General features: G+C 63.6%; 21 protein-coding genes and 1 tRNA gene. 11 read left to right on the top strand and 11 right to left on the bottom strand.

Features of this window, described 5'->3' with window-relative positions; translation table 11 throughout:
• Positions 1-521 (top strand): integrase core domain-containing protein (locus EN804_RS14150; RefSeq protein ID WP_135919849.1); only part of this gene is annotated, 521 nt, incomplete at its 5' end.
• Positions 522-768: 247 nt separating this feature from the next.
• Here EN804_RS14150 and aspS read toward each other — a convergent pair.
• Both aspS and EN804_RS14140 read right to left on the bottom strand, forming a co-directional pair.
• The gene (gene aspS / locus EN804_RS14145) at positions 769-2,556 is read right to left on the bottom strand and encodes an aspartate--tRNA ligase (RefSeq protein WP_189521822.1); all 1,788 of its coding nucleotides are present in this window, start codon (positions 2,554-2,556) and stop codon (positions 769-771) included.
• A 134-nt stretch (positions 2,557-2,690) separates the two neighbouring features.
• Positions 2,691-3,449: a DeoR/GlpR family DNA-binding transcription regulator gene (locus EN804_RS14140; protein WP_135863986.1), complete on the bottom strand. Its 759-nt coding sequence runs from the start codon at positions 3,447-3,449 to the stop codon at positions 2,691-2,693.
• A 118-nt stretch (positions 3,450-3,567) separates the two neighbouring features.
• On the opposite strand from EN804_RS14140, the gene EN804_RS14135 reads away from it, so the two are divergent.
• The 3 genes from EN804_RS14135 (at position 3,568) to rnd (ending at position 7,405) form a co-directional block, all read left to right on the top strand.
• A complete protein-coding gene (locus EN804_RS14135) occupies positions 3,568-4,794 on the top strand; it encodes an MFS transporter (protein ID WP_135919847.1) in 1,227 nt (408 codons plus the stop codon).
• A 139-nt stretch (positions 4,795-4,933) separates the two neighbouring features.
• Positions 4,934-6,178 carry an MFS transporter gene (locus EN804_RS14130; RefSeq protein ID WP_135863982.1) on the top strand — a complete coding sequence of 415 codons (1,245 nt, stop codon included), beginning with the start codon at positions 4,934-4,936 and terminating at the stop codon, positions 6,176-6,178.
• A gap of 75 nt (positions 6,179-6,253) precedes the next feature.
• Positions 6,254-7,405: a ribonuclease D gene (gene rnd / locus EN804_RS14125; protein WP_127279863.1), complete on the top strand. Its 1,152-nt coding sequence runs from the start codon at positions 6,254-6,256 to the stop codon at positions 7,403-7,405.
• A gap of 53 nt (positions 7,406-7,458) precedes the next feature.
• Here rnd and EN804_RS14120 read toward each other — a convergent pair whose 3' ends face one another.
• From EN804_RS14120 to guaB, 3 genes are read right to left on the bottom strand one after another with little or no spacing between them, the layout of a single operon-like run.
• Entirely contained in the window at positions 7,459-7,878 is a 420-nt protein-coding gene (locus EN804_RS14120) for an MAPEG family protein (protein WP_127869657.1), read from the bottom strand.
• 25 nt (positions 7,879-7,903) lie between these two features.
• Entirely contained in the window at positions 7,904-8,446 is a 543-nt protein-coding gene (locus tag EN804_RS14115) for a hypothetical protein (RefSeq protein WP_167531211.1), read from the bottom strand.
• 31 nt (positions 8,447-8,477) lie between these two features.
• Positions 8,478-9,980, bottom strand: coding sequence for an IMP dehydrogenase (gene guaB / locus EN804_RS14110; protein ID WP_127279866.1), 1,503 nt, complete (start codon positions 9,978-9,980; stop codon positions 8,478-8,480).
• 281 nt (positions 9,981-10,261) lie between these two features.
• On the opposite strand from guaB, the gene EN804_RS14105 reads away from it, so the two are divergent.
• Positions 10,262-11,683, top strand: coding sequence for an MFS transporter (locus EN804_RS14105; protein ID WP_135915418.1), 1,422 nt, complete (start codon positions 10,262-10,264; stop codon positions 11,681-11,683).
• A gap of 10 nt (positions 11,684-11,693) precedes the next feature.
• On the opposite strand, the gene EN804_RS14100 is transcribed toward EN804_RS14105, so the two are convergent.
• Positions 11,694-12,491 (bottom strand): RlmE family RNA methyltransferase, encoded by a 798-nt coding sequence (locus tag EN804_RS14100; protein ID WP_127280524.1) that lies wholly within the window; start codon positions 12,489-12,491, stop codon positions 11,694-11,696.
• A 25-nt stretch (positions 12,492-12,516) separates the two neighbouring features.
• On the bottom strand, positions 12,517-13,875 hold the full coding sequence (locus tag EN804_RS14095; RefSeq protein ID WP_127280525.1) for a Ppx/GppA phosphatase family protein: 1,359 nt from the start codon (positions 13,873-13,875) through the stop codon (positions 12,517-12,519).
• A gap of 55 nt (positions 13,876-13,930) precedes the next feature.
• On the opposite strand from EN804_RS14095, the gene EN804_RS14090 reads away from it, so the two are divergent.
• From EN804_RS14090 to EN804_RS14070, 5 genes are all read left to right on the top strand, one after another.
• Positions 13,931-14,203: a hypothetical protein gene (locus EN804_RS14090; RefSeq protein WP_127280526.1), complete on the top strand. Its 273-nt coding sequence runs from the start codon at positions 13,931-13,933 to the stop codon at positions 14,201-14,203.
• An 88-nt stretch (positions 14,204-14,291) separates the two neighbouring features.
• Positions 14,292-15,224, top strand: a complete 933-nt coding sequence (locus tag EN804_RS14085) for a lysylphosphatidylglycerol synthase domain-containing protein (protein WP_135915416.1) — start codon at positions 14,292-14,294, stop codon at positions 15,222-15,224.
• Positions 15,225-15,386: 162 nt separating this feature from the next.
• Positions 15,387-15,460 (top strand) — tRNA-Gln (locus EN804_RS14080).
• A 96-nt stretch (positions 15,461-15,556) separates the two neighbouring features.
• Positions 15,557-16,186, top strand: a complete 630-nt coding sequence (locus EN804_RS14075) for a hypothetical protein (protein ID WP_135863970.1) — start codon at positions 15,557-15,559, stop codon at positions 16,184-16,186.
• Between the two features lie 121 nt (positions 16,187-16,307).
• Complete coding sequence (locus tag EN804_RS14070; RefSeq protein ID WP_135919846.1) at positions 16,308-17,993, top strand: hypothetical protein; 1,686 nt, start codon at positions 16,308-16,310, stop codon at positions 17,991-17,993.
• A gap of 31 nt (positions 17,994-18,024) precedes the next feature.
• Here the strand turns inward: EN804_RS14070 and EN804_RS14065 are convergent, their stop codons facing one another.
• Together EN804_RS14065 and EN804_RS14060 are read right to left on the bottom strand one after the other, a co-directional pair.
• Positions 18,025-18,426 carry a hypothetical protein gene (locus tag EN804_RS14065; RefSeq protein ID WP_127278656.1) on the bottom strand — a complete coding sequence of 134 codons (402 nt, stop codon included), beginning with the start codon at positions 18,424-18,426 and terminating at the stop codon, positions 18,025-18,027.
• A 69-nt stretch (positions 18,427-18,495) separates the two neighbouring features.
• Positions 18,496-19,182 (bottom strand): D-lyxose/D-mannose family sugar isomerase, encoded by a 687-nt coding sequence (locus EN804_RS14060; protein WP_127278655.1) that lies wholly within the window; start codon positions 19,180-19,182, stop codon positions 18,496-18,498.
• Between the two features lie 186 nt (positions 19,183-19,368).
• Between EN804_RS14060 and EN804_RS14055 the strand changes: the two genes are divergently transcribed.
• Positions 19,369-20,427 (top strand): D-TA family PLP-dependent enzyme, encoded by a 1,059-nt coding sequence (locus EN804_RS14055; protein ID WP_135919844.1) that lies wholly within the window; start codon positions 19,369-19,371, stop codon positions 20,425-20,427.
• Positions 20,428-20,431: 4 nt separating this feature from the next.
• Here the strand turns inward: EN804_RS14055 and EN804_RS14050 are convergent, their stop codons facing one another.
• The gene (locus EN804_RS14050; protein WP_135919842.1) at positions 20,432-21,193 is read right to left on the bottom strand and encodes a heme ABC transporter permease; all 762 of its coding nucleotides are present in this window, start codon (positions 21,191-21,193) and stop codon (positions 20,432-20,434) included.
• A gap of 100 nt (positions 21,194-21,293) precedes the next feature.
• A complete protein-coding gene (locus tag EN804_RS14045) occupies positions 21,294-23,066 on the bottom strand; it encodes a glucan ABC transporter ATP-binding protein/ permease (RefSeq protein ID WP_135919840.1) in 1,773 nt (590 codons plus the stop codon).
• Between the last annotated feature and the right edge of the window lie 76 nt (positions 23,067-23,142).

Below are 23,142 nucleotides of genomic sequence, written 5' to 3'. Positions count from 1 at the left end.
CGCCGCTTGCGGTGCGCTTCATCAAGCTCGGCATCACGCTGGAACGGATCGCACCCGGCAAGCCGCAGCAGAACGGTCGCCACGAGCGCTTCCATCTGACCATGCTGCCACTGGCCAAGGACCCGGAGGCCGACAGAACGGCTCAGGGCCAGGCCTTCGAAGCCTTCCGGCGCAGCTACAATGAGGAGCGTCCGCATGAGGCGCTTGCCATGGACACTCCAGCCCAGCATTACCGCCCGTCGCAACGAGCCATGCCAAGAACGCCACCCGAGCCCGATTATCCGCAAGAGGCCGCGGTTCGCTGGGTGCGCCACAATGGCGAGATCAGGTGGAATGGCGGCTTCGTCTATGTCTCGCAATCACTGGCCGGCGAAGCCGTCGCGGCCACCGAAGCCGAGGACGGCCAATGGGCACTTACCTTCCATGATTATCCGCTTGGCATCATCGACACCAGACGTATGAAGCTCGTCCGCCGCAGCGCCGCGCCAACCAAACCGCTTGGCGCTGCGGCGGATGCATAGGGGGAGAACTGTTACCTATGTATCCGGTTCAATCTGTTACCCATCTATCGGCTGGACACCGGCAGGCAGATGAGGGGCAGCGCCGCCCCCTGCCAACTGCAATTCGACGCCGATCCGATTGCCTGTCAGAAGGCGTCAACTGCTGAGGCCGTTCGCCAATCGCCTGCGTCCGCGCTGCCCCTCATTGTCCTGCCGGACATTTCTCCCCGTATAGAGACGGGGAGAAACGGCAGTCGCAACGCTGCCGTCAGTCCTTCTTGGTCGGCGCGACGCGTAGCGCCAGTTCGCGAAGCTGCTGCGGAGAGGCTTCCGACGGCGCGTTCATCAACAAATCATAGGCCTGCTGGTTCATCGGGAACATGGTGATTTCGCGCAGGTTCTTGGCACCGACCAGGAGCATGACGACGCGATCGACACCGGCCGCCATGCCGCCATGCGGCGGCGCGCCATACTGGAAGGCGCGATAGAGGCCGCCAAAGCGTTCCTCGACCGTGGCGCGGTCCAACCCGACCGTCTCGAAAGCCTTGACCATGGTTTCGGGCAAATGGTTGCGGATACCGCCGCTGGCGATCTCGAAACCGTTGCAGACCATGTCGTACTGGAACGCCTTGATGCCGAGCAGGTCCTCGCCGTTGAGCGCATCGATGCCACCTTGCGGCATGGAGAACGGATTGTGGGCGAAGTCGATCTTCTTCTCCTCCTCATTCCATTCGAAGAACGGGAAGTCGACGATCCAGCACAATTCGAAGCGTTCGCGATCGACAAGATTGAGTTCCTCGCCGGCACGGGTGCGCGCAGCGCCCGCGAAAGAAACGAACTTCTTCGGATCGCCGGCGACGAAGAAGGCGGCGTCGCCGTCGGCAAGGCCGAGCTGCAGGCGGATCGCTTCCGTGCGTTCCTCGCCGATGTTCTTGGCGAGCGGGCCGGCGCCTTCGAGCTTGTCGCCCTCCTTGCGCCAGAAGATGTAGCCCAGGCCCGGCTGGCCCTCGCCCTGCGCCCAGCTATTCATGCGGTCGCAGAAGGCGCGGCTGCCGCCGGTCTTGGCGGGAATGCCCCAAACCTCCGCCTTCGGGTCGTTGGCCAGGATGTTGGCGAATACCTTGAAGCCGGAATCGCGAAAATGATCGGAGACGGCCTGCATCTCGATCGGGTTGCGCAAATCGGGCTTGTCGGAACCGTATTTGCGCATGGCGACATCATAAGGGATGCGCTGGAACTTCTGCGTTACCGGCTTGCCGTTGGCGAAGGTCTCGAAGACGCCGCGCATCACAGGTTCCATGGTCGACAGCACGTCGTCCTGCTCGACGAAGCTCATTTCGAGGTCGAGTTGGTAGAATTCGCCGGGCAGACGGTCGGCGCGCGGATCCTCGTCGCGGAAGCAGGGCGCGATCTGGAAATAGCGGTCGAAGCCCGACACCATAATCAATTGCTTGTACTGCTGCGGCGCCTGCGGCAGCGCGTAGAAAGTGCCGGGATGGATGCGCGACGGCACCAGGAAGTCGCGCGCACCTTCCGGCGACGACGCAGTGAGGATCGGCGTCGAGAATTCGGTGAAGCCGACCTCGCCCATGCGCTTGCGCATCTCTGCGATGATTTTCGTGCGCGCCACGATGTTCCGATGCAACGTCTCACGGCGCAGATCGAGGAAGCGGTATTTCAGACGGATGTCCTCGGGATAGTCCGGTTCGCCGAACACCGGCAGCGGCAACTCCTTGGCGGCGGACAGCACCTCAATCTCGCGGGCGAAAATCTCGATCTCGCCGGTCGGCAAATTGGCGTTCGTGGTCTCCGGCAGGCGCGCCTTGACCTCGCCGTCGACGCGGATCACCCATTCGCCGCGCACGGTCTCGGCGACCTTGAAGGCAGGCGAATCGGGATCGGCGACGATCTGGGTCAGGCCGTAGTGGTCGCGCAGGTCGATGAAGAGCAGGCCGCCATGGTCGCGCACGCGATGCACCCAGCCCGACAGCCGGACGGAATTGCCGACGTCGCTCTTTCTCAACTGGGCACAGGTATGGCTGCGGTAACGATGCATTGTCATGGATAAAGTCCGGGGTGCTGGGTGGCAGACCGAAGCATTACGGCCCGGCCTCAAAATTTGCGCGAAAAGCGCATGGGAGGCCGGATTTGTCAAGGCAAGCGGTCATACAGGCTCGCGGCTTCGACCGTTCACGCGAAGTGGATTTGGGCGCCCTGACGTTCGAAATCGGCAAGGATGGCAGCGGGCGCGGTCTTCTCGACGACGAGATGGCTGATCGACCCGGCAGCAGCGACGCGGTAGGGCGCCGTGGTGGCCAGCTTGTCATTGGTGACGGCAATGAGGATGCCGGCGCTATTTCCCGCCATGGCCCGCTTCACCTCGGCCTCGGACGAATCGAAGGCGGTCACGCCTCGCGTGGCATCAAGGCCGCAGGATCCCAGGAAAAACAGGTCGGCGCCAAGCTGCGCCACGGCGGCCAGCGTATCGGCGCCGACACAGGTGCCAAGGTCGCGGACATACCTGCCGCCGAGCACGATCAGTTCGACCAAGGGGTGATCCGACAGGACCGAGGCGACGCCAAGCGAATTGGTGGCTACGGTCAGCTCGATGTCGCGCGGGATGGCCCTGGCGATCGCCTCATTGGTCGTGCCGCCATCGATGAACAGGCTTTGTCCAGCGGAGAGCACCGCCACCGCCGCATTTGCCAGACGCGCCTTCTCCTCGATCGCATGACCGCCCCGCTGGCTGATCGTTGCCGCTGCAAAGGGCGCGGAAGCGACCGCACCGCCGTAAACGCGACGGCATTCACCGGCCTTCGCCAGCTCCCTCAGGTCGCGGCGTACGGTGTCTTCCGAAACACCGAAGCGGCTTGCCAGTTCGCCGGCCAGGACACTCCCCTCCGCCGCAAGGCGGTCACGGATGAGCTGGTGCCGTTGATCGGTGAGCATTGCCGAACCCTGTTTTCTTGTTCTGCACGTTCTTGCATGTTTTGCACGTTTATGCAAGAAGTCGACATGTCTGGCTGCTGGACAAGGCAGCCGCCCGTTTTTCATTGAAAGCACCGCGATGAGCTTTGGCCTCAACCTTGCCCCTCAACACCGGGTCTATGCTGGGTTTGCGACCTATTCGTTCGCCATGGGCAACATCTTCCCGCGACTGCCCGACATCAAGCATGCCATGGGCATCGCGGACGGCACGCTGGGGCTCAGCCTGATCGGGACACCGATCGGCACCCTGACCGCACTGACGCTGGCCACGCCCCTCCTGGAGCGCATCGGCTTTCGCCGCGCGCTGCTCACGCTGGTTCCGCTGCTGGCGCTTCTCTACGCCATCGCCGTACATGCGCCGGAACCCGTCGCACTGTTCCTGATGCTGTTTCCCATCGGCCTGATGATCGGCAGCGTCGAAATCATCCTGAATGTCGAAGCCGACAGGACGGAATTCCAACTCAAACGCCGGATCATGAACCGCGCTCATTCGTTCTGGAGCGCGGGCTTCTTCGGTGCCGGACTGTTCGGCGGCGCGATGGCGCATCTTGGCCTGTCGCCGCAACTCCATCTGGCGCTGGTCGTGCCCATAGTGGCTATCTCGATGGCGATTTTTCTCGGCGGCTACGAGCCGGCCCCTGCCCGCTTCGCCGTTACCAGTGACAAGGCGCCCATGTTCGCCCGGCCGACATTGCCGATTCTCGTTCTCGTCGCGGTGACGCTTTCGGCGATGCTGCTGGAAGGCGCCAGCATCGACTGGTCGGCAATCTACATGCGCACCGTGTTCGAATCCGGCCCCTTTGTCGCCGGCTTCACAGTGGCGCTGTTTGCATTCTCGCAGGCGACGACGCGTTTCTTCGCCGACAGCTTCGTCGACCGCCATTCGCCAAGCGGCGTGGCGCGCGTCCTCCTGGCGACGATGGCCGCCGGCGTTTTCCTGGTCTTCTTCTCGCCCGCGCCATTTGTCTCGATGCTCGGCTTCGCGCTTCTGGGCGTTGGCAGCAGCGCCATCTTCCCGCTGGCGATTTCGGCCGCCGCGCAGCGAAACGATCGCCCCGCGGCGATCAACGTAGCGGCATTGTCACAGATCTCCTTCACTGCCTTCCTGCTCGGCCCGCCGCTGCTTGGCTTCGTCTCGGACCATTGGGGCATCCGCTCGGCCTTCGGCAACGGCATCCCATTCATCATACTCAGCCTGCTGACCGTCGGCTCGCTTGGCGCCAGGCGATCTTCTTCCGCCACCTCCGCAAGCGCAGGCTCCAGCGGGACGCGGGAGGAGGCACTGGCGCGGGCCAACGAGGCATAGGCGGCTCGCCTACCCGTCCAACCGGACGCTGGCGCGGCCTGCCCAAGGCAGGTCGCCTTCGCGAGAACGAAGGATTGTCCGCTGGCATTGACGGTCGCTTTGGTTCAAGAAGGGATCACCGATACGTGATCGCCGCTTCATGTCCTCCATCCGCCCGCTGATTCCGCTCCTCCTCGCCGCAGGCATCCTGCTCGGCGGCAATGGGCTGCAGAGCACGCTGATCGCGCTGCGCGGCGCGCAGGAAGGGTTTTCGGCGTCCGACATCGGTCTTATGGGCACCTTCTATTTCGCCGGCTTCCTGCTCGGCTGCCTGGCCATCACCCGCATCATGAAGGCGGTCGGCCATATCAGGGCGTTCTCGGCGCTGGCGGCGATCGCCTCGGTCGGCACCTTGCTCCTGGTACTGGTCCTCGATCCGGTGATGTGGTGCGCGGTGCGCTTTGCCGGCGGCTTCTGTTTCGCCGGATTGTTCACCATCGTCGAAAGCTGGCTGAATTCAGGCGTCACCAACCACGACCGCGCCCGTGTGCTGGCCATCTACCGGATGGTCGATACCGGATCGGTGACATCAGCCCAGTTCCTGATTCCGGTCTTCGGTGCCGGCGGCTTCAGCATCTTCGCCATCATGTCGATCATGATCACGCTGTCGCTGGTGCCGGTCTCGCTTGGCGACCGTTCCAACCCGACGCCGCCGGAAGAGGTCAAGCTCGATCTGGCACGCGTCTGGCGGATTTCGCCGCTTGGCTGCTTCGGCTGCATCGCCGTCGGCGTCACCAACAGCGCGTTTCGCACCTTGTCGCCGGTCTATGCCGAGCAGATCGGCATGTCGGTCGCCGACGTCGTCACTTTCGTCAGCGTCGGCATTTTCGGCGGCGCGATCATCCAGTATCCACTCGGTTATCTCTCCGACCGCTGGGACCGGCGGCGGGTGCTGCTGATGACGACTTGCTGCGCGATGCTTTCGGCACTGGCGCTGGTGTTCATTGCCGGCAGCAATCCGCTGCTCAACTTCATCGCCGTCTTCATCTTCGGCTGTTTCGCCATGCCGCTCTATTCACTGTCGGCGGCGCATTCCAATGATCGCGCGGATGCCGGCGAGTTCGTGCTGATCAATGCAGCCCTGATGCTGTTCTATTCCTTCGGCGCTATTGGCGGCCCTTTCGCGGCCTCGACGGCGATGCAGTATTTCGGGCCAAGCGCGCTGTTTGTCTTCAGTGCCGTGGTCTACGCGGTGTTCATCGCCGTTATCCTCTACCGCATGCAGGCCCGGTCCGGCGTGCCGGCCGGCAAGCGCAGCCGCTTCACCGCGCTGTTGCGCACCTCGACCATTTTCGCGCGTCTGGCCAGGAGAAATAGTGATCCAGACAGTCCGGAAGGGCCGTGACGGTGGCAGCACAGCTTGACGAAAGCCTTCCCGGCTGAAATCTAGGAAGACCCTACTCCTGCCAAAAGCGATTTGATGCACGTCATCACCACCCAGAAAGAACTCGAGACCGTTCTCGCCGCTTTCGAAAAGTCGGATTTCGTCACCGTCGACACCGAATTCATCCGCGAAACGACCTTCTGGCCAATCCTATGCCTGATCCAGATGGCCGCGCCCGGCGTGACGGCGCTGATCGATCCGCTGTCATCAGACATCGACCTGGCTCCGTTCTTCAAGTTGATGGCCAACGAGGCGGTGGTCAAAGTCTTCCACGCCGCCCGGCAAGACATCGAAATCATCGTCCATCTCGGCGATCTCGTTCCGCACCCGGTGTTCGACACCCAGGTGGCGGCGATGGTCTGCGGCTTCGGAGACAGCGTTTCCTACGATCAACTCGTGCAGCGCATCACCGGGGCGCGGCTCGACAAGTCGTCGCGCTTCACCGACTGGCGCCATCGGCCGCTGTCCGACAAGCAGCTCGACTATGCGCTGGCCGACGTTACCCATCTGATCGAGGTCTATCAGCACCTCAACGCCGAGCTGGCGCGGGAAAACCGCGCTCACTGGCTGAATGAGGAGATGGACGTCCTGACCTCGCGCGAGACCTACGATCCGCACCCCGAGGATGCCTGGAAGCGGCTGAAGATGCGACTGCGCAAACCACAGGAACTGGCGATCGTGCAGACCGTGGCGGCATGGCGCGAACGCGAGGCGCGCGAGCGCGACGTGCCGCGCGGCCGCGTGCTCAAGGACGACGCGATCTACGAGATCGCGCAACAAGGGCCGCGCGATGCGGCGGCCCTTGCCAAACTCCGTACCACGCCAAAGGGCTGGGAACGCTCCTCGACGGCGACCGCACTGCTCGGCGCGGTCAACACGGCGCTCGCCTTGCCCAAGGAGCAGATGCCGAAACTGCCGAAAAACTTCCAGCCGCCCGAAGGCTCGAATGCGGCCGCGGAACTCTTGAAAGTGCTGCTCAGGATCGTCGCCGAAAAACAGGGCGTGGCCTCGAAAGTATTGGCGTCCAGCGACGATATCGATCGCATCGCCGCCGAGGGCGAGGACGCCGATGTGCCGGCACTGCAGGGATGGCGGCGCGCCGTGTTCGGCGAACAGGCGCTGAAGCTGGTGCGCGGTGAGATCGGCATCAAGTTCGACAAGCGCAAGATAGCCGTGTTCGATCTGTAGAAATCGGCCTCTCTTCTTCCGCCTCGGGAGAAGAGCGCCAACGCCGCTTCTGCTCAAACCACCTGGAGCAGGTGAAGAGCGAACCAGATCCAGCCCAACAGGATAATGACCGCACCGAGAAAGAAAGACCGCCTGCGCAGGCGCAGATCGTTGCTGGTCAGGTGAACCCAGGCGTGGAAGTAGCGCGAGGCGACAAAGATCCACATCAGCGCCAGGGTCAGGTAATTGACGCCGTTGGTGACGTGCAGCGCCAGGCACAGCACGTAGAAAAGAACCGGCAATTCGAACTGGTTGTTGAGATTGGCGGCGACCGTGACGCTGGACGCCGGCTCGGTCGAACGCACTTTGTATTGGCCGGTCTTGGCTTCGCCTGACTTGACCGCACCGTCTCGGCGACGGCCGAGGACGCAGTAGACGATGTAGATCAGCAGCACATGCGCCAGGACCGGCCAGAAGATGGTGGTCTGGTTCATGAGGTGGCCCCTGCCCTTTTCGGCTTCAATTCTGACGTCTTTGGCCCGCCAGCCAGAAAGCGGCAATGACGATGACCGGGAGGGCGAGAAGCGCGAATTTGGTGACGATCAGCGCCGAGGCGAAAGACAGCGAGTCCGGGTTGGCATAGAGGAAATCGGACAGAAGCCGCGCCACGGCGATATTCTGGACATAGTCGGCGAGCGTGTAGGGCAGCACCAGGACCAAGGCGAAGATCGCCTGCATCTGCCCCGGCAGCACGCGGAAAGCCTTCAAGCGCCGGCCAGTTACCACGATCAGGCTGACTAGCGTCAGCGACAACAGCGCAGGAAACAAAAGATCGAAGGTCAGGTAATGCCAGACCAGGATGATCTCGCTGCCGCGCCGGCCAAGCGCCGTCAGCCAGGCCATGCCTTCGTCGGGCGTGAATCCGAAATAGCGCATGTCGAGCGAGGCCAAGCCCCCGCTCAACTGGCGGAAATAGAAGAACTCCATCCCGGTCATGGCGATGAAAACCGCTGCCGAGAGAAAGCAGAGCGCTCCGACATGGCGCGACAGGCGCAGCACCATGGCGGCCAAGTTGCGCCAAAGCCCGGAAGAATCAGGCTCCGCCGGGATAGTTGGGGCTTTCGCGGGTAATCGTGACGTCATGGGCGTGGCTCTCACGAAGTCCGGCGTTGGATATGCGCACAAAGGTGGCGCGGTCGCGGAAATCGGCAAGGTCGCGGCCACCAACATAACCCATAGCGGCTTTCAGCCCGCCTGCAAGCTGGTGCAGCACGCCAGACACAGGTCCTTTGTAGGGAACCTGCCCTTCAATGCCTTCCGGCACCAGTTTCAGCGTGTCGCGCACCTCGGCCTGGAAGTAGCGATCGGCGGAGCCCCGCGCCATTGCGCCGACCGAGCCCATGCCGCGATAGGCCTTGAAGGAGCGGCCCTGGTGCAGATACACCTCGCCCGGACTTTCGTCGGTCCCGGCAAGCAGCGAGCCGATCATGGCGGCGCTGGCGCCGGCGGCGAGTGCCTTGGCGAGATCGCCGGAATATTTGATACCGCCGTCGGCAATCACCGAGGCGCCGGATTTATGCGCCGTCTCGACCGCCGACATGATGGCCGAAAGCTGGGGAACGCCGACCCCGGCCACGATGCGGGTGGTGCAGATGGAGCCCGGACCGATGCCGACCTTGACGGCGTCGGCGCCGGCGTCGATCAGCGCCTGCGTGCCTTCGGCGGTGGCGACGTTGCCGGCCAGGATGCGCACGGAATTGGAAAGCTTCTTGGCCCGCGTCACCGCGTCCAGCACGCGCTGCGAGTGGCCATGCGCGGTGTCGATCACCAAAAGGTCGACGCCCGCCTCGATAAGACGCTCGGCGCGTTCGAAGCCGTCATCGCCGACGCTGGTGGCGGCCGCGGCGCGCAGTCGCCCCTGCGCATCCTTGGTGGCATGCGGGTTGAGCTGCGACTTCTCGATGTCCTTGACGGTGATCAGCCCAACGCAATTGCCCGCCTTGTCGACCACGACCAGCTTCTCGATGCGGTGCTGGTGCAGGAGCCGCTTGGCCTCGTCCTGGTCGACATTCTCCTTGACCGTGATCAGGTTCTCCCGGGTCATCAATTCGTAGACCTTTTGCGCAGGATCGGAAGCGAAGCGCACGTCGCGGTTGGTCAGGATGCCCACCAGCCGGCCGGTCTTGTGGCCGCCGGCGCCGCCATTCTCGACCACCGGAATGCCCGAGATCGAGTAGGTGCGCATCAGTGACAGCGCGTCGGCGAGCGTGGCGTCGGGACCGATGGTGACCGGGTTCACCACCATGCCGGATTCGAATTTCTTGACCTGCCGCACCTGCTCCGCCTGTTCGGCGGGCGAGAAATTGCGGTGGATGACGCCGATGCCGCCGGCCTGCGCCATGGCGATGGCAAGCCTTGCCTCGGTGACCGTGTCCATCGCCGCCGACAGGATCGGCACGTTGAGGTCGATGTCGCCGGCGATGCGGGTGCGGATGTCGGTCTGGCCGGGCATCACTTCGGAATGACCGGGCTGTAAAAGCACGTCGTCAAAGGTCAGCGCCAGTGCGCCGGTGGACGTTTCGATGATTTTTGCCATAGCCAGCCCTTTGAATGCGAAAAAGCGCTGGACCGGAATGGGCAGCGCCGACTCGTTATTCCCTTTCAGGATTGGCGGTGGCTGGTAACACGTCCCGGGACGGATGAAAAGCCGATCATTGCGTTGCACAACAGGATCACGACGAGCCCGGCAACGCCACCCTTGGTTGCGATCGCACAAAAGTGACAGCAAATTAATGCGACATCGGTGTCCAGCCGTGATACCCGCCCTGCGTGCCGGCAAGGTCGGCAACATCTGGAATCAAGCCCGGACGCGTTTTTGTGAACCGCACCATTCCGCTCATACTGGCGGTCGCTCTTTTCATGGAAAACATGGATTCGACCGTCATCGCGACATCGCTGCCGGCGATCGCCATCGACATCCATACCAGCCCGATCGCGCTCAAACTGGCGCTGACCGCCTATCTGGTGTCGCTGGCGATCTTCATTCCGATCAGCGGCTGGATGGCCGATCGCTTCGGCGCCAAGAACATCTTTCGTGCGGCGATCGCGGTGTTCATTGCCGGTTCGGTTGCCTGCGCGCTGTCCGGTTCGCTGCCGGCCTTCGTGGTGTCGCGCTTCCTGCAAGGCATTGGCGGCGCCATGATGACCCCGGTCGGGCGCCTGGTGCTGGTGCGCGCCACGCCCAAGAGCGACCTGGTCGCCGCCATGTCCTGGCTGACCGTTCCAGCACTCGTCGGCCCGCTGGTCGGTCCGCCGATCGGTGGCTTTATCACCACCTATTTTACGTGGCACTGGATCTTCCTGATCAACGTGCCGATCGGCCTGATCGGCATCTGGCTGGCCACACGCTTCCTGCCGGAAACCGAAGCAACCGAGACGCCGCCGCTCGATTTCATCGGCTTCGTGTTGAGCGGGCTTGCCGCATCCGGCGTCGTGTTCGGCCTGTCGGTGGTCAGCCTGCCTTATCTGCCGCCGGCCACCGGCTTCATCACGGTCGCGGTGGGGCTGCTGTCGGGCGCGCTCTACCTGATGCATGCGCGCCGCGCCAGAAATCCGCTGCTGGCGCTTGAGCTGTTCCGCAACCAGGTGTTCCGCTCGTCGGTGCTTGGCGGCAGCCTGTTTCGCATCGGCATCGGAGCGGTGCCGTTCCTGTTGCCGCTGATGTTCCAGATCGGTTTCGGGCTGACCCCATTCCAGTCCGGCATGATCACCTTCGTCTCCGCGATCGGCGCCATCGGCATGAAATTCGTCACCGCGCTGATCTTCCGCGTGGTCGGCTTCCGCCGCGTGCTGATCGTCGGCTCGCTGGTCGCTGCCGCATCGATCGCCATCTACGGCCTCTTCACCCCCGAAACGCCTTACGCGCTGATGCTGGCCATTTTGCTGGTTGGCGGCTTCATCCGTTCGATGTTCTTCACCGGCGTCAACGCGCTCTCCTATGCCGAGGTTTCGGCGGAGGATACCAGCAAGGCGACGCCGATCACGGCGGTGTTCCAGCAGCTCTCGATCGCGCTCGGCGTGGCGCTCGCCGGCGGTGTTCTGGAAGTCTCGACCTCGATCCATGGCGGCCCGCTGACGCTGGGCGATTTCCATACCGCCTTCTTCATCGTGGCGGCGGTATCGGCGGCGGCGTCACTGTCGTTCATGCGGCTGGCACCCGATGCCGGCAACGCCGTGTCAGGCCATGGCCGGCTGACGACGCCCAAGACGCTGGAACCGGTGAGATCGCCTGGAGAGTGAAGCGGCCAACTCAGCCGTCTGCGTCCCCCGGCCCTTCGCCATGGCTCCGGGCGCTCGAGCCCTTCGGAACGTCCACTGGACGTTCCGATCCGCCTGACGGCGGACCAGCCTCTCGCCCCTTAAAATCCTTGGCCAAGAGATAAAGCTCCACCGATTCATCGCGCGACGCCGGTGGCTTGACGTGGTGGACGGAGCGGAAATTCTTCTTGAGCATCGAGAGCAGTTCGTTTTCGGCGCCGCCCTGGAAGGTCTTGGCCAGGAAATGGCCGCCGGGCTTCAGGACCGACAGCGCGAAATCGGCCGCCACCTCGCACAGATGCATGGTGCGGATGTGGTCGGTCCGCTTGTGGCCGGTGGTCGGCGCCGCCATGTCGGACAGCACGACATCCGGGTCGCCGCCCAGCGCCTCGGCCAGCTTTTGCGGAGCCTGCGGATCGAGAAAATCCATCAGCAGCACCGGCGCACCGGGCACGGCGTCCATTTCCAGATAATCGATGCCGATGACATGCGGGTTTTCGGCCGTCGATTTCGTGCGCGCGGCCGCGACCTGGCACCAGCCGCCGGGGGCGGCACCCAGGTCGATCACCTTCATGCCGGGCTTCAAGAGATGGTGCTTGTCGTCGATCTCGATCAGCTTGTAGGCCGCGCGGGAACGATAGCCATCGGCTTTCGAGCGTTGGACATAGGGATCGTTGATGTGGCGCTGCAGCCAGCGGCGTGACGATTCCTTCAGGCCGCTTTTCTTCTTGATCCGCGTCTTCAGCACGCGAATGCTCGCCGAACCTGGTTTTTCCGGTTTCTTGGTCATTGCCTGATTTCTTGTTTGAGCATGATCATGCCCTAGCACGCCCATCGTTGCGCCAGACGCCGTCATCGGCCATCAGTTCGCTCAATATGCCTTCGCGCAGGCCACGGTCGGCGACGCGCAGCCGCTCCGACGGCCAGACGGCGCGGATCGCTTCTAGGATCGCACAGCCGGCAAGCACCAGATCGGCGCGGTCGGCGCCGATGCAGGGGTTGGCGCAGCGCTGCTGGAAATCCCAGCCGACCAGTCTCTCCACCATGCGGTCGACGCTGTCGCGGTCCATCCACAGGCCGTCGACCCGCCGGCGGTCGTAGCGCTCGAGATCGAGATGGACGCCGGCCAGCGTCGTCACCGTGCCCGAAGTGCCGAGCAGATGGAAATTCGGGCTGGCCTTGAGATGGCTCAGCCGGTCGCGGCCATCGAAAGTAGCCAGCCTGCCGGCGACGTCGTCGACCATGGCGGTGAAGATCTCGCGCGTCACGGTGCGGCCGCCAAAGCGTTCCGCCAATGACACGACGCCGACCGGCAGCGATGTCCATGAGACGATATGGTTGGCAAGGCGCGGCGAGCGGCGGCCGCTGAGATCGATCAGCGCGATCTCGGAGGAGCCGCCGCCGATGTCGAACAGGACGACGCCTTGCGTGTCGCGCTCGACCAGCGAGCCGCAGCCGGAAACCGCAAGGCGGGCTTCGGTCTGGCGATCGATGATCTCGAGCTTCAGGCCGGCTTCGCGTTCGACGCGATCGAGGAACTCGACGCCGTTTTCGGCGGTGCGGCAGGCTTCGGTGGCGATCAGCCTTGCCTTCCTGATCTTGCGGCCGCGCAATTTGTCACCGCAGACCTTCAGCGCCTCGACCGCGCGGTCCATCGCCGGCTGGCCGAGCCGGCCATTGGCGGTGAGCCCCTCGCCCAGCCTGACGATGCGCGAGAAGGCGTCGATGACGCGGAACTGGCCGTGACGGGTGGGAACGGCGACCAGCAGCCGGCAATTGTTGGTGCCGAGATCCAGCGCCGCGAAAACCGGAAGCTCGTGCACCGGCGGCCTGCGGTTGCCTTGTTCGGGGCGTGGCGCTGGAACGACGGGCGAGATCGCCGCAGCGGCAACAGGCTTCAGGTCGACTGCCGCGGTAGCGGCCTTGCCTTGCAGCGGCGATCGATTGTCCTCGGGGCGCACATCGTCGCGCGCAAAAACCTTGCGCCCGCGCCTTCGCTTGCGCCGTTTCTTGGGCTTGCCTTTCTGGGTTGCGTCGCCCACCTGCCCATTCACGGAGCGAGGCTCCGTCGGGCGGCGTTGCTGCCAACCGGCCGTCCCCGGGCCTGATGACCCCGGAGAAGCGCTGGACGCGCCCACCTCCGGCGCGCCTGCGCCGGTGTCGCGGTCTTCCACTGTCGTTCCTTCCGGCGCCGCGCGAACCGGTGACGGACGCAGCAGGCGCTTTGGCATGTTTCAAGTTGCCGCCAGACTAACAGTGCCGCGCCCGATCACCAAGAGCCGCTTGCCGAATTTTGCCGGCTGGGCGCGCAACCCCGCCTTTTTGCTGCGCTCCGTAATGTACCCGCAAGGCTGGATTGATAACGCGACGCCAGCGGAGACCGCGCCCGTCGAGCCGGTTCCCTCGCCGCTTGCAGGCGTTCTCGCGCCGCGCCCGGTGCAGGCAGGCCTCGCCGGCATCAGGCGCGACAAGTGTTCGCGGTTGAATAGCCGGCTTCAATGAGGCATTTCTGAAATGAATGGGGAATTCGGGGCGCGGTCGGCCTCTCGACAGAAAAGGAAGCGGACAGGCAACGCATGACGGTCGGGCAATGAACTGGAAACGCTATTTCTGGCCGATCGTCGGCATCGGCGCGGTGATTTTCTCGCTGCTGCTGCTCTGGCATGAATTGCGCGGTATCTCGCTCGACGACGTCTGGGACGGGCTGGCGGCCATTCCGGCCCGCGGCTGGATGCTGGCAGGCTTGAGTTCGGTGGTGGCCTATGCCGCGCTCGCCGGCTACGACCACATCGCGCTGCTGCACATCGGCAGGCGCGTGTCCTGGCTGTTCGTGACGCTGTGCTCCTTCACCACCTATGCGCTGTCGCACAATATCGGCGGCTCGGTGTTTTCCGGCGCCGTCATCCGCTACCGCGCCTACGGCACCAGGGGCCTGACCGGCCAGGAGGTCGGCGTGCTGGTGGCGGTCTGCTGGATAACCTTCGTGCTGTCGACGATTCTCGCCGCAGGCCTCGTGCTGGTGTTCGAGCCGCAGATTATCGACCGCTTCTCCGGCATCGCCCATCACGGCCTGTCGGAGGCTGCGGGCATTGCGATGCTGGTCCTCGTCGCGGCCTATATATTCGGCAGCTGGCTGCATCTGCGCCCGCTGAAGATCGGCAGCTTCCAGTTGCACTATCCGGCGCTGCCGATCGTCGCCAGGCAGTTGCTGATCGGCCCGATCGAGTTGCTGGCGGCGGCCGCGATCATCTTCTTCGCCCTGCCCGAGATGCACAATCCCGGTTATTTCGTCGTGCTCGGCGTCTTCCTCGTCTCCTTCTCGGTCGCCCAGATATCGCACGCGCCGGGCGGCCTCGGCGTGTTCGAAGTGGTGTTCTTGGCCGGGCTTTCCGACATGGACCCGGTCGGCGTGCTGGCCGCGCTGCTGGTGTTCCGGCTGTTTTATCTGATCATCCCGCTGTTTCTGGGCCTGGGCATCGTGCTGTTCTTCGAACGCTCGCAATTCAGCCGCAAGGAGAGCTGAGCCCGGAGTTCTCACGCCGCTGGAAAAAGGTGGCGTTTGAAACCGGTGATAAAAGCTGGCGATTGAACCGCGGAGCAGGCTTGACTATTTTCCGCTGGCGGCTACAAGGCAGCGCTCAAGCGGCTCAGCCGTTCGGCCCGCGCGGTCCACGACCGCGCCTGCTGGGGAATAGGTTAACGGTAGACCCACGGACTCTGACTCCGTTAGTCCTGGTTCGAATCCAGGTTCCCCAGCCAAAAACTCTGCGACAAGAACAATGACTTGCAGGGAAATTTGGCCTGTTTCATTTCGCGTTCCCATGCTCCTTCAGGCTCGCCGCATAAGGCAGCGCCATGCCCACCGATAACCAGTACATTCTCGAAAGCATCCGACAGGGATGCGTGATGCTCTCCGAGGACGAGTTCGTCATCGACAGGCTGGTGAAGTATGTCGGCAACGGGCGGGTCCGGTGGCACGTCGAATTTCGTGGACATCGAATCGAGCTGACGACCGGCCAGCTCAAGAAGCAGCCTACGTTCCGAAGGAAGATGCTCGAACAGGCCAGCGTGCTGCCGCCTCAGCGCACCGGGGCCAACTACAGGCGATGGGCTGTCGATCTGCGGAAGAACGCCATCGAGCTTCCCTGGCGGGACAGACCGGTCGATGCCGGTTTCGCTATCGACAGGCTTGTCAGCCATGGGGGCGACCGCTGGACTGTCGAATACCAAGGCAAGGCAATCAAGTTCACGACGACCAAGCTGCGCAGGCAAACCAGTTTCCGCAAGAGGATGCTGCTCAAGGCCAAGGTGCTGCCGCCCCAGATGGATCCGGTTGCCTACCGGAAGTGGGCGGACTGGTTGATTCAAAACGCCACGGAGGCTGCACCGCAGGCCGGCGATGCCGTGATGACCGAGAAAAGTTGGCTTGACGACCTGCCGGAGCTCGCCGGCTGGCAAAGCGACGCGCCACCCGAAAGCGACTAACGGGCGCCGGTCAGATCGATGGCCTCATTGCGTTTGCCATGCCTACCGGTTCCGGCACACATTCATGGCGAAGAATCTGGCCAGGGCTAGGCTCGCGGCCGAGCAGTTTGAATGAGACCACATGGACCGCTTCAATCTTGGCGCCTACCGCCGCCCCATCTCTACCCGCTCGGCAGAAACCCAGCGCTGGTTCGATATTGGCCTGAACTGGTGCTACGGCTTCAACCACGAAGAAGGCATCAAGTGCTTTGAGAAGGCTCTGGAGACCGATCCGGACTGCCCGATGGTTCATTGGGGCATCGCCTATGCGGCTGGGCCTTTCTACAATCTGACCTGGAAGGAGCATGGCGAGGCCGAGGCTGACAGCGCGACGAAGCGTTGTTTCGAGCACGTCCAACTGGCACGTGCCGGTGCGGCTGCCGCCAGCGAGGTCGAAAGGCGGTTGATCGAGGCATTGGCCTGCCGTTTCCAGAAGCCGCACCGGGTAAGCCCCCGGGAATTCGAGCAGTGGGACGATGCCTATGCCGCTGCGATGCGGCGGGTCCATGAAAACTTTCCCGACGACCATGACGTCATGGCGCTGTTCGTCGAGGCGCTGATGATGCGCACGGTGCGGCGGCTCTGGAACCTCAAGACCGGTGCACCGGCGCCAAATTCAGACGTGATCGAGGCGCTGGAGGTTTGCGAGCGGTCAATCCGGCTCGCAGACGAGGCCGGTATCGCGCAGCACCCGGCGATCGTCCATCTGCACATTCATCTCCTGGAAATGTCCACCATGCCGGAACGCGGCATGCGCTCAGCCGATCTGCTCGGCGAGATGTGCCCCGATGCCGGACACATGAACCACATGCCGGGGCATATCTATGTGCTGTGCGGCGAATATGAAAAAGCCAAGCTTGCCAGCGAAAAGGCGGTTGGGGCCAACGACCTCTATCTCGCCTATGCCGGCGAGCCGACCTACTATCTGCTCGGCTGCTGTCACGATCTGCACCTGATGATGTTCACCTGCATGTTGTCAGGCCAGTACCAGCCGGCACTGTGGGCTGCCGACAAGGTGCGCAGCCTGGTGACGCGTGACGTGGTCGCCATCCAGGACCGGCCCAAACTCACCCAGACCGTGGAAGGCTATCATGCGATGAAATCGCACGTGTTGGTGCGCTTCGGTCGGTGGCAGGAGATCATCGATGAACCAAGGGTCGCCGAGCCCGGCCTCTATGTGCTGACGGCGGCCATGCAGCACTACGCCAGGGGCGTCGCGCATGCGACGTTGAGGCGATTCGCCGAAGCCGAGCGCGAGCGCGAACTGTTTCACCAGCACCTCGAAGGCATTGCACCCGAGCGGCGTTTCCTCAGCAACCCGACCCGCGCCTCGCTCGCCGTCGGTGCCGCCTTGCTCGACGGCGAGCTTGCCTACCATCAGGGCCGGCACGAGGAGGCCTATGGCCATCTCAGGCACGCGGTCGAGCTGGATGACAATCTTTCCTACACCGAGCCGTGGGCGTGGATGCACCCGCCGCGCCATGCGCTTGCGGCGCTGCTTCTCGACCAGGGGCATGCGGCGGAAGCCGAGCAGGTCTATCGCGACGATCTCGGCCTGAGCGCCACGGTGCAGCGCTGTGCCCAGCACCCGGACAATGTCTGGGCGCTGCACGGTCTGGTGGAATGTTTGAGCCGGCGTGGCGAGACCGAAGAACTGCCGGCACTGCAGGCAAGGCTTGCCACGGCGATGGCAAAGGCGGATGTGCCGATCAGCTCGTCCTGCCTGTGCCGCACGAGCGTGCAATCGGCACTCAGCTGTTGTCATTGAGCCTACGCCCTTCCAGGGCAGTTCATTTCCATCATGGAATGCTGAAGGGCACCGAATCCTCAACCGTTCCGTCGATGGCCAAATCAACACGATAGGTGCCCGCCGGCCATCCCGCCGTGGGTTTGGTGAGCTGAGAATCAGCCTGATTGTTCGCTCCGACGTCGAGATCGACCTTGTCGATAGTATAGTTTTCCGGTGCGACGCCGTGGGAATCAACCGAGACCCAGGAAAATGTGATTTTCGATGTGGGCGCGATATCCACCAAGTCAGCCGACACGTAAATCACCGGTGTGTCGACGGGGAAGCTGCTCTGAGGTGTAGCGCCGTCCTTCGTCGCGGAAAGGATGATGTTGGCGAAGCCGGCCGCCTGGGCCGGCATACCGAAGCTGACCGCCGCCAAGGCGGCAATGGCTAGAACTAGAGCTGATTTCAAGATCTATTCCTCGTCGGACTTGGTTGCTGGCCGGCAAATCAGGGGGCGAATCGGCATAAAGGGCAAGCCTCAACCCAGCCATTTGTCGTAGTCGGCCACCAGCAGGTGCAGCGGCGGCGTGTCTTCCTCGATATCGGCGAAACGGCCGATCGGCTCACGGAAGACGTTGTCGGTGCGATCGTCATTGACGGTCGATACCTCGCCGATCAGCACGTCCTTGCCCTCTGCCCAGAAGGCGTGCCAGACGCCAGGCAAAAGCGTGACGCTCTGGCCCGGGTCGAGCTTCAACAGCCCGCCCGCCGGCAGCCTGTGGATGGTTCCGTCGACAGGCACCGACACCTCGGCCCTGGGGTCGATGCCGCCGTCGCGGTCATGCATGAACAGTTCCAGCACCAGCTTGCCGCCGCCGCGGTTGATGATGTCCTCGGCCTTGATGTTGTGGCGGTGCATCGGCGACATCTGCTCCTTGCGCGAGATCATGATCTTCTCGGCGTAGAGCATGCCCATGCCCTTCTTCATGTCCTCGTAGCGGCCGTTGCGAACGGTGAACAGGAACAGGCCGAGATCATCGAACTTGCCCTGGCCGTAGTCGGTGATGTCCCAGCCGAGCCGCGAGGTGAAGATGGCCGAAGAATCGACCTGGCGCGCCTTCATCTCTTCCGGCGACCAGTAGGCGAAGGGCGGCATGATATAGCCGAACGAGCGGATGAAGGCGTCGGCTTCGCGGATGATGTCGTTGATGGCGGAGCGTTTCATAATCGTGACCCTTCGTGTCGATTTTTCCGACAAATCGCATAGCCGAACGCCGGTGCGGTGTCGATCCATTCTGCCTGTTCGAGCCCTGCGCGTTCCCGCCCATGGCCCACCGATCGGGTTCGTCTACGGCGTGACATCGCGGGCTTTCCGGCTCATAACCCCTGCGAATTTTCACAGAGACAACCGATGCCGACCATCCATGATCTCGATACGCCGTCGATCCTGATCGACGTCGCACGCGCCGAAGCCAACATCGCCCGCGCACAGGCCCATGCCGACAAGAACGGGCTGAAGCTCAGGCCGCACATCAAGACCCACAAGCTTCCTTATTGGGCGAAGAAGCAGGTGGCGGCCGGTGCCGTCGGCATCACTTGCCAGAAGATCGGCGAGGCCGAGGTGATGGCCGATGCCGGGCTGACGGATATCTTTCTCCCCTACAACATCCTTGGGCGCGCCAAGCTCGAACGGCTGAAGGCGCTGCACGGCCGTGTGACGCTGTCGGTGACGGCCGACAGCGCGCAGACGCTGGGAGGGCTCGCCGCGACCTTCACAGATGCCGGGCATCCGCTGTCGGTACTGGTCGAATGCGACACCGGCATGGGACGTTGCGGTGTGCAGACAGCCAATGAAGCGGTTGCGCTGGCGAGGATGATCGACAAGGCGGGCGGCCTTGTCTTTGGCGGGCTGATGACCTATCCGGCAGCCGGCCGGGCAGTGGAGGCCGAGGCCTGGCTTGCCGACGCCAAACGGGCGCTGGCCGCTTCAGGGCTCGCCTGTGAGCGCGTCTCCAGCGGCGGCACGCCCGATATGTGGCGTTCCGCCGATGCCTCCGTCGTCACCGAATACAGGCCCGGCACCTATATCTATCTCGACCGCTACCAGGTCGCCAAAGGCGTCGGCGGCCTCGACGATTGCGCGCTGACGGTGCTCGCGACCGTGGTCAGCCATCCGACAGCGACGCGCGCCATCCTCGATAGCGGCAGCAAGGCCCTGTCCAGCGATACGCTGGGGCTAAAGGATTTCGGAGAGTTGATGGGCGTCCCGGGGGCGCTGGTGACGGGCTTGAGCGAGGAGCACGGCACGGTCATGCTTTCCGGCGACGGCAAGCTGCGCATTGGCGAGCGCGTGCGCGTGGTGCCGGACCATTGCTGCGTCGTCACCAATTTGTTCAACGAGGTCAACTTGATCGACGGCGAGACGGTACTGGACACGCTGCCGGTGGCAGCGCGCGGACGGATGGGCTGAATATCTAGGCCGGACGCTCCGCCTGCCGCGCCGCCACCCGCCGCATGGCAATGACCCGCCGGCGCCGGATCTCGGTGCGCATGGCCATCAGATGCAGCGTGAAGAACAGCACGGTGAAGCCGACGGCCATCACCAGCAGCGGCCAGAGCAGGCTGGGGTCGATGGTCGGGCCGCCGAGCCTGAACACCGAGGCCGGCTGGTGCAGTGTGTTCCACCAGTCGACCGAGAATTTGATGATCGGAATGTTGATGAAGCCGACCAGCGTGATGATGGCGGCGGCCCAGGCGGCGCGGCTGGCGTCATCGAGCGCGCGGGTCAACGCGATGATGCCGAGATACATCAGGAACAGCACGAAGACGGAAGTCAGGCGGGCGTCCCAGACCCACCAGGTGCCCCACATCGGCTTGCCCCAGATCGAACCGGTAATCAGCGCCAGCGCGGTAAAGACGGCCCCGATGGGGGCCGCTGACTTCAGTGCGACGTCGGCCAGCGGATGCCGCCAGACCAGTGTGCCCAGCGCGGAGACTGCCATCAGCGTGTAGCACATCATGGCGAGCCAGGCGAAAGGCACGTGGATGTACATGATGCGAACCGTGATGCCTTGCTGGAAATCCTCGGGCGCGGCGAAGCTCATATAGAGGCCAACGGCTAGGATCAGCGCCGCAAGCGCCGCCAGCCACGGCACAAGCTTGTCGGCCAGCCCGATGAACCGCGTCGGATTGGCAAGATCGGTCCAGCCGCTCAGGCGTGAGGTGGTGTCGCTCATGCGGCTTTACATAGACCGCCGACGCGTTTGAGGCAATCGAGCGGCGGTGTCGCGGGCCTCGCCTTCTCCCATTCGGGAGAAGGCGAGAACCATCAACTGCTCAGGCGGCCTCGCCCTGAACGGAGCGGCTGAGGCGGCGGACTTCCTCGTCGTTGAGCAGGCCGCCGGCGCGCAGCAGGCTGGCGAAACGGCCGTTGCGCAGCGACAATTCGGCAAAGCCACCCATCTCGATCACCTTGCCCTTGTCCATGAACACGACCAGATCGGCGTCGCGGACGGTGGTCAGGCGGTGGGCGATGATGAAGGTGGTGCGGTCGCGGCGCAATTCGTCGATCGCTTCCTTGACGCGATCCTCGGTCTCGACGTCGAGCGCGCTCGTCGCCTCGTCGAGCACCAGGATCGGCGCATCCTTCAGCACGGCACGGGCAATGGCGATGCGCTGGCGCTCGCCGCCAGACAGCTGGCCGCCACGTTCACCGACCACCGTGTCGTAGCCATTGCTCTTGGCCAGGATGAAATCCTGCGCCGCGGCTGCGGTGGCTGCGGCATGGATCTCGTCGTTGGTCGCATCGGCACGGCCGACCCGGATGTTGTCCTCGATCGAGCGGTTGAGCAGCCCTGCATCCTGGAACACGGTGGCGATCGAATGGCGCAGCGACTTGCGGGTCACGGTGCGGGTATCGATGCCGTCGATCAGGATACGGCCGCTGGACGGCGAGAAGACGCGCTGCAGCAGGTTGATGAGCGTGGTCTTGCCCGCACCCGTCGGACCGACGATGGCGACGGTCTGGCCAGCCTGGACCTCGAAGGACACATCGCTGACGCCCTGACCCGAATTGGCGAACTCGAAGCTGACATCCTCGAAACGGACATGGCCGGTGACATTCGAAAGATCGCGCAGGCCGTCCGGCTCGGCGGTATCGGCGGCCGAGTCCTCGAGCTTGTAGAAATCCTCGAGCTTGGCGCGGGCTTCCGAGATCTGGTTCGCGAAAGCCGACATCTGGTCGAGCCGCGAGATCAGCAGCGTGGCGAAACCGGTGAAAGCGATGACGTCGCCGATGCGAAGCTGGCCGTGGGTGACCAGATAGGCGCCGATCAGAAGCACCACCATCATCGAGATCGTCGACGACAGGCGATTGAGCGCATTGGCGATCGCCCACCAGTCGAGCACCGGGTTCTGCGCGTCGAGCAGGTTCTTGACGTAGCTGCGCAGCGCGTCGGCTTCGTGGCCAAGACGGTTGTAGCTCTGCAGCACGGCGACGTTGCTCACCGAGTCAGTCACGTGCGCGAAAACCTTGTGATAGTGGCGCTCGACGGCGGCCTGGCCTTCCTTCGTGCGCTTCATCACCAGGCGGCCAATGCCGACATAGAGAACGCCGAGGACGAGCAGGACCATCGACATGCGCACGTCCATGCTGAGGGCCGTCGGAACCAGCAGGACGAGCGCAACAGCGGTGGACAAATGCTGGCGCATGAATTCGAGCCAAAGGCTGAACAGCGTCTCGACGGCGCGCAGCAGCGTGTGGAGAGCATTCGAGGTGCCGCGCTGATGATGCCAGGCGAGCGGCATGGTGATGACGCGCTCGAAGGACTGGCAGAGCACTTCGCTGCGCCGGGCGTGCGCGAACCGGTCGGCACCGCGCGCCACCAGCACGAAAGCGAGAACGTTGAAGGCGCCGATGCCGGCCCACACGGCAAGCGTGGAGAAGACTGAGCCTTTCGTGGAAATCGCGTCGATGACCCGGCCGAACAGGATCGGCTCGAGGATCGCGATGGCTGCCAGAGCGACGTTGGCCGCACAGATCAGCGCGACGCGCTTCTTGTCGGCAGCCAGATATCCCAGCGCTCTCCAATAGATCTGCAGAAGTGACACTTCAGCTACTCCGCCAACTCTCTATTGTGCCCAATACCAATATTGTGCACTGCACCATTTCCTGACACGTAACGGT

This window comes from Mesorhizobium sp. M8A.F.Ca.ET.161.01.1.1 (genome assembly GCF_004792105.1).
GTDB lineage: Bacteria > Pseudomonadota > Alphaproteobacteria > Rhizobiales > Rhizobiaceae > Mesorhizobium.
This window is presented reverse-complemented; position numbering and strand designations above follow the sequence as displayed.